Source organism: Bradyrhizobium sp. LA6.8 (assembly GCF_040547935.1).
Classification (GTDB): Bacteria; Pseudomonadota; Alphaproteobacteria; order Rhizobiales; family Xanthobacteraceae; genus Bradyrhizobium; species Bradyrhizobium barranii.
Map to the genome: position 1 here is coordinate 1 of NZ_JBEPQQ010000022.1, position 5206 is coordinate 5206.

At 62.0% G+C, this 5206-nt stretch carries 3 protein-coding genes and 5 pseudogenes; 3 read left to right on the forward strand and 5 right to left on the reverse strand.

Annotated features, from left to right (window positions below):
• A pseudogene (locus ABIA90_RS45680) lies at positions 1–188 on the reverse strand (hypothetical protein); the annotation flags it as partial.
• On the opposite strand from ABIA90_RS45680, the pseudogene ABIA90_RS45685 reads away from it, so the two are divergent.
• Both ABIA90_RS45685 and ABIA90_RS45525 read left to right on the forward strand, forming a co-directional pair.
• Positions 187–336, forward strand: a pseudogene (locus tag ABIA90_RS45685) (PhnD/SsuA/transferrin family substrate-binding protein); the annotation flags it as partial. The pseudogenes ABIA90_RS45680 and ABIA90_RS45685 overlap by 2 nt on opposite strands.
• Positions 337–396: 60 nt before the next feature.
• Positions 397–1350: pseudogene (locus ABIA90_RS45525) on the forward strand (Mu transposase domain-containing protein); the annotation flags it as partial.
• 270 nt (positions 1351–1620) lie between these two features.
• Here ABIA90_RS45525 and ABIA90_RS45530 read toward each other — a convergent pair.
• The 4 genes and pseudogenes from ABIA90_RS45530 to ABIA90_RS45545 all read right to left on the reverse strand — a co-directional run bounded on the left by ABIA90_RS45530 (position 1621) and on the right by ABIA90_RS45545 (position 4607).
• Positions 1621–2133, reverse strand: coding sequence for a hypothetical protein (locus ABIA90_RS45530; protein WP_247457908.1), 513 nt, complete (start codon positions 2131–2133; stop codon positions 1621–1623).
• Between the two features lie 66 nt (positions 2134–2199).
• Positions 2200–3009, reverse strand: a complete 810-nt coding sequence (gene phnC, locus ABIA90_RS45535) for a phosphonate ABC transporter ATP-binding protein (RefSeq protein WP_247457907.1) — start codon at positions 3007–3009, stop codon at positions 2200–2202.
• A gap of 52 nt (positions 3010–3061) precedes the next feature.
• Positions 3062–3706: pseudogene (locus ABIA90_RS45540) on the reverse strand (thiamine pyrophosphate-binding protein); the annotation flags it as partial.
• A gap of 310 nt (positions 3707–4016) precedes the next feature.
• Positions 4017–4607, reverse strand: coding sequence for a phasin family protein (locus ABIA90_RS45545; RefSeq protein WP_354122413.1), 591 nt, complete (start codon positions 4605–4607; stop codon positions 4017–4019).
• A 396-nt stretch (positions 4608–5003) separates the two neighbouring features.
• Here ABIA90_RS45545 and ABIA90_RS45550 point away from each other — a divergent pair.
• A pseudogene (locus ABIA90_RS45550) lies at positions 5004–5206 on the forward strand (transposase); the annotation flags it as partial.

A 5206-nucleotide genomic window follows, 5' to 3' on the forward strand; every position in this document is an offset into this window, starting at 1 on the left:
GGTTTGGTCGCAAAGCCGACATCGGCAGGCACGTATGCGTCTTCCAGACGATCTGGATCGTCGGTCCATTCCTTCGGAAGATACAACGCGCGATCCGACGATTGGAAAGCCAAATATCCCGAGCTGACCTTCGCGGTCATTCCGGCGGAAAACGCCTCGGGCGTGACCGAGCGCTGGGCGCCGTTCATGAGCTATCTCTCCAAGGAATTGGGCGTGAAGGTCACGCTGCGCATCGCCAACGACTACGCCGCCGTCATCGAAGGACAGCGCGCCGGCAACATCCATATCGCCAGCTACGGCTCGGCCTCGTTCGCCCGCGCCCGCCTGACCGGCGTCAAGACCGACGCCTTCGCCAAGGACATCAACGCCGACGGCTCGACCGGCTACTACTCGGTGTCCCGCGACCGAGCGTTCGCCCTGTTCAAAGGCACCTGCACCCGTGGCATCTACGACAACATGAAGACCGCCGTAGAGACGATCTTCGTCGGTAAAGGGCGTCTCTACAATCGTCGCTTTCTGCAGATTTGCAGCCACTATCTGGTCGATCCGGTCGCCTGCACGCCGGCGTCAGGCTGGGAGAAGGAGCAGGTCGAGAACCAGGTCGGGCTGGTCAGGCAACGCTTCTTCACGCCGCGGCTGCGGTTCAAAAACCTCGACGAGTTGAACGCCTGGCTGCTCGACAAATGCATCGGCTACGCCAAGGCTCATCGCCATCCGGAGCTGGTCGATCAGACGATCTGGGACGTGTTCGAAGCCGAACGCCCCAAACTCGGTCCTTATGCCGGCCGCTTCGACGGCTTCCATGCGGTGACGGCGTCGGTCTCGAAGACCTGCCTGGTGCGCTTCGACAACAACAAGTACTCGGTCGCAGCCAGCGCAGTCGGACGCCCCGTCGAAGTTCAAGCCTATGCCGATCGCATCGTGATCCGTCAGGATGGACGTATCGTTGCCGAGCACCCGCGCCTTTAGTCGCGGCGATACTGTCTACGACCCCTGGCACTATGTGCCGGTGCTCGCCCGCAAAGCCGGCGCCTTGCGCAACGGCGCTCCGTTCAAGGACTGGGTGCTGCCGGCCGCGATCGAGCGGATCCGGCGCAGGCTTGCCAGCACCGATGACGGCAACCGGCAGATGGTCGACATCCTCAACGCGGTGCTGACTGACGGTCTGCCTGCGGTGGAAGCGGCCTGTGCCGAAGCGCTCAGTCACGGCGTCCATTCCGCCGCGATGTCGTGCTCAATATCCTGGCCCGTCAACGTGAACCCGCCCCACCGGCCAACATCATGACGCCGGCCGCACCGACGCTTCGTCATGCGCCGATCGCCGATTGTGCCCGTTACGACAACCTCCGGAACAGGCCATCGCCTCCGCAGCGTGCAAGGCTGGAAAGTTCCGACGGGTTGGCAGTACCGCTTGCGACGAGCGCAATTGTTGTGGTTACCGAAAAAGGACCTGAGATCGTATTAAAGATTGTCCTGCATTTTCCCGCTTCAGAACTTACACCTTAAGTTATCGCCGCATTTGCGCGCGCCGGTCGTCTGCTCTAATGTGCACTACCGATTGTGCGGGCGCCATTCATGTAGGCGCCGGCACTCGGAGAGAGCACTCAAATGTCAACGAGTTCACGGCTTATTGGCGTCCTCCGCACAGTCCTTCTTACACAGATTGATAAAGAACGACTGAGCATCAAATGAGATTCTGCCGTTGCTAGCGGCCGTATTGAACGCAGCGATGCAGGCGCGGCGTCCCGCACCCTCCATGCCAGGTTGCGCATTCAGGCGATAAACATAATTCTGCACATTCACTTTACAGATCATCGAGGGTTGCCCGTTCGCGAGCTTCAGAGTGTGACCCTCGGCATTCCAGGCCCCCGTCAGGTCTGATTTCCCCTCGCAGTTCGGGTTTCTGACCGTGATGTGCAGCTTGGTCGTTTCGTTGAAGGTGAGATGAATGTCGGGACTTCCCTGCGCCAACTCGCAGACCCAATGGTTACTCATGCCGAGACTCTTGCAGAGTCCGGAGTTGGCAGCGCTGCCGTAAAGCGTGAGCGCATCGCAAATCGGCGCAACGGCGGAGGCCGAAGTCGTGAACGCGAGCGCGGCGGCGCCGGCGAGGATGAGTCTGCGAGTGATCATGGTACCCTCTTCATCGGTTGGGGTCGGTTGACGCAAAAATTGGGCAACTAACAGGTATGCCGCGGCTCAGGCGGCCGCGGCCGTTCCGAGCGCCGGCACGCCCTCGGGCACCGGCACAGGCATTCCGCCCATGACGTCGGTGGCTTCGAGATCGTAGAGCTCGCGCGCGACGTGGTCGGTCAACTCGGCCGGCGCGCCGTCGAACACCACGCGACCCTGCGCCATGCCGATCAGACGGTCGCAATAGCTGCGCGCCAGATCGAGCGAATGCAGGTTGCAGAGTACGGTGATGCCGAAATGCTTGTTGATGCGCAGCAGCGCATCCATCACGATCTTGGTGTTGCGCGGGTCGAGCGAGGCGATCGGCTCGTCGGCGAGGATGATGTCGGGCTGCTGCACCAGCGCGCGGGCGATCGCGACACGCTGCTGCTGGCCGCCGGAGAGCTGGTCGGCACGCTGGGCGGCGAGCGAGGCGATATCGAACTGCTCGAGCGCCGACATCGCCAGCGCCTTGTCGTGCTCGGGCCAGGTCTGCGTCAACGAGCGCCATGCCGGCATCGTTGCGAGGCGCCCCATCAGGACATTGGTGAGGACGTCGAGCCGGCCGACCAGGTTGAACTGCTGGAAGATCATTGCCGATCGCGCCCGCCACTGCCGCAGCTCCTTGCCGCGCAGCGCCGTTACGTCGATGCCGTCGAATTGGATGCGGCCCTGCGTCGGCGTCACCAGGCGGTTGATGGTCCGCAGCAAGGTCGACTTGCCGGCGCCGGAGCGCCCGATCACACCGACGAAGCCGCCGGGGGAGATTTGAAACGAAGCGTCGTCCACCGCGGCTTTTGCGCCGAAGCGGCACGTCAGACCTTCAACGACCAGCATGCAGGGCTCCAGAGTAGCTGGAGGCCACCGCTAACGCTGGCGCTTGACAGTAGGTCGAACGCGGGCGGCTGGCCGCGGCCCCGGCCATGATCAGGGGCCGCTTCGCCGCCAGGATGATCTCGGCCGCGCGATCGAGGGCCGCGGGGTGCGCGACCGGGATTTCGATCGGATGGATCGGCACCATCGGCACCGCCTCGACCTCGGCACGGGCGATGTCCTCGGGCAACTCGAGCAGGACCGAGCCCGGCCGCTCCTCCATCGCGATGCGGAAGGCATCGCGCAACAGCGTCGGGATGCTTGGCGCGCTGACGATCTGACGCGCCAGCTTGGTCAGCGGCTTCATCGACCCGACCAGGTCGACGATCTGGAAGCGGGCCTGCCGGCTGCTCATGATCGCCTTCTGCCCGGTGATCATCACCATCGGCATCGCGCCGAGATGTGCATGGGCCGCGCCGGTCGAGAAGTTCAGCGCGCCAGGACCCAACGTCGAGAAACACACGCCTGGCCGCCCCGTCAGCCGCCCGTGCGTCGCCGCCATGAACGCCGCCGCCTGTTCATGACGGGTCAAGACCAACTGGATCTTTGAAGTGCGGAGCGACTCGACGAAGTCGAGATTTTCGTCGCCCGGCACGCCAAAGATGCGGTCAACGCCTTCATGCTCCAAGGCAGCGACCAAAAGATCAGAACCCTTCACCATCTATCTACTCCCTATTGTCGATCGCCTCGTCCGCTTGGTTATGCGGCGCTTGATTGCAGCGCTCGCAAACTCCGACGTCGAGACCTCCCCGCCGAGATTGGCGGTCCGCACGTTGTCGACCTGCAACGTCTGCTCGATCGCGGTCCGTAGCTTAATTGCGAGATCGTTAGCTCACGAGCTGGCGCAGCACGTATAGCCCTCAGCCGCGGAGCGGATCGGGCAACCTGCGCCGCTGTTATCGGCCCCGCCGCCCTCAGCACGAGATTCAGTAAGTCGCGTGCCAAGCAAGCGCTGTCGCGCCCGAACCCCGCTAGGCAGCAGGCCAGTGAGTGTTTTTGGCCATGCGCTTTGCGGTCTCGTCGACCTTCGACATGATGCCGACCACCCGGCGGTTGCTCTCCACCAGACCCTGAACAGTTTCACGCAAGAATTCACTCTGCAGGACCGCGATCTCTGGGGGAGTTCGACAGGCCCAGAACTTCTTTATGCACGTCATCGTAATTTCCATTTGATGCCGAACGAACGCGCAATACTCTCGAGACATCTCGCTTGTCGCTTGAGTAACGGCGCTTGTGCATTGTAGCGTAGCCGCAGCGTTACCCGCCGACCGTTCGGTAGCCTGTAGGAGGCCGCTCCACAAGCCGGGGAGCGCGAACTGATCGGTAGAGCGGCCCATTGCGGCTGCCGTCATCTCCGATCTGACCCGCATGGCGTCTTGGAACGCCTCCGCATTTTGCCGGAGCAGTTCGGTACCGGTGCGATTCATCTCCTGACCAGCCTCAACCGCCATTTCCCAGATGTGCTTCATCTGCTCGGCCGCACTTTCGCCGGTACGTCGAACTGCTTCGTCGACGGGCTCGGCGGTGTGGCTAGACCTGTTGTCGTGATCGTGCGTTGCCATGTTTATGGCCTCCAACTATTTCGGCTTGGGCCGACTTCTGTTCATCGCCCATCTCGATCCCACCATTACTCGGGTGCGGCGCTCCGCTTCCGGCGTGAATGACGGACTTATAGCAAATGCCATGCCAGCTCGCGGATCGCAAAGATCTAACGACAATCCAACGAGTTAAGAGAACCCCAACTAACAATGGCAATCAACAGCGCAGCTGATTTCGAACATACGTCAGGAATGCGACAGCGCGCCTTTGCAGCGTTGCGGCGCGAGGGTTAAAGAGGACAAGGAGCGAACTCGCAGCAGTTGATGTAGACGGCGAAATGCTCGACCGTCGCGAGTAGCTCGCCCGGCTCTTGCCAGTCTGGCCACGACGTCGGCAAGCTCGCGTACCAGACGCCTTAGGCCTCGTGCGGAGTGGCGCGGCAATACACTGGTTCGGCAGGGAAGATCACGAACTGCCAGATCGGCGTCTTCGCTACCTACGTTTCGCGTCATGGTCATGCGTTCATCGATCGCGCGTTGTATCTTCCGAAGGAATGGACCGACGATCCAGATCGTCTGGAAGACGCATACGTGCCTGCCGATGTCGGCTTTGCGACCAAACC

Coding starts and splice junctions, on each gene's coding strand:
- ABIA90_RS45530 (WP_247457908.1), bottom strand. CDS start 2,133: ATGATCACTCGCAGACTCATCCTCGCCGGCGCCGCCGCGCTCGCGTTC.
- phnC (WP_247457907.1), bottom strand. CDS start 3,009: ATGCTGGTCGTTGAAGGTCTGACGTGCCGCTTCGGCGCAAAAGCCGCG.
- ABIA90_RS45545 (WP_354122413.1), bottom strand. CDS start 4,607: ATGGCAACGCACGATCACGACAACAGGTCTAGCCACACCGCCGAGCCC.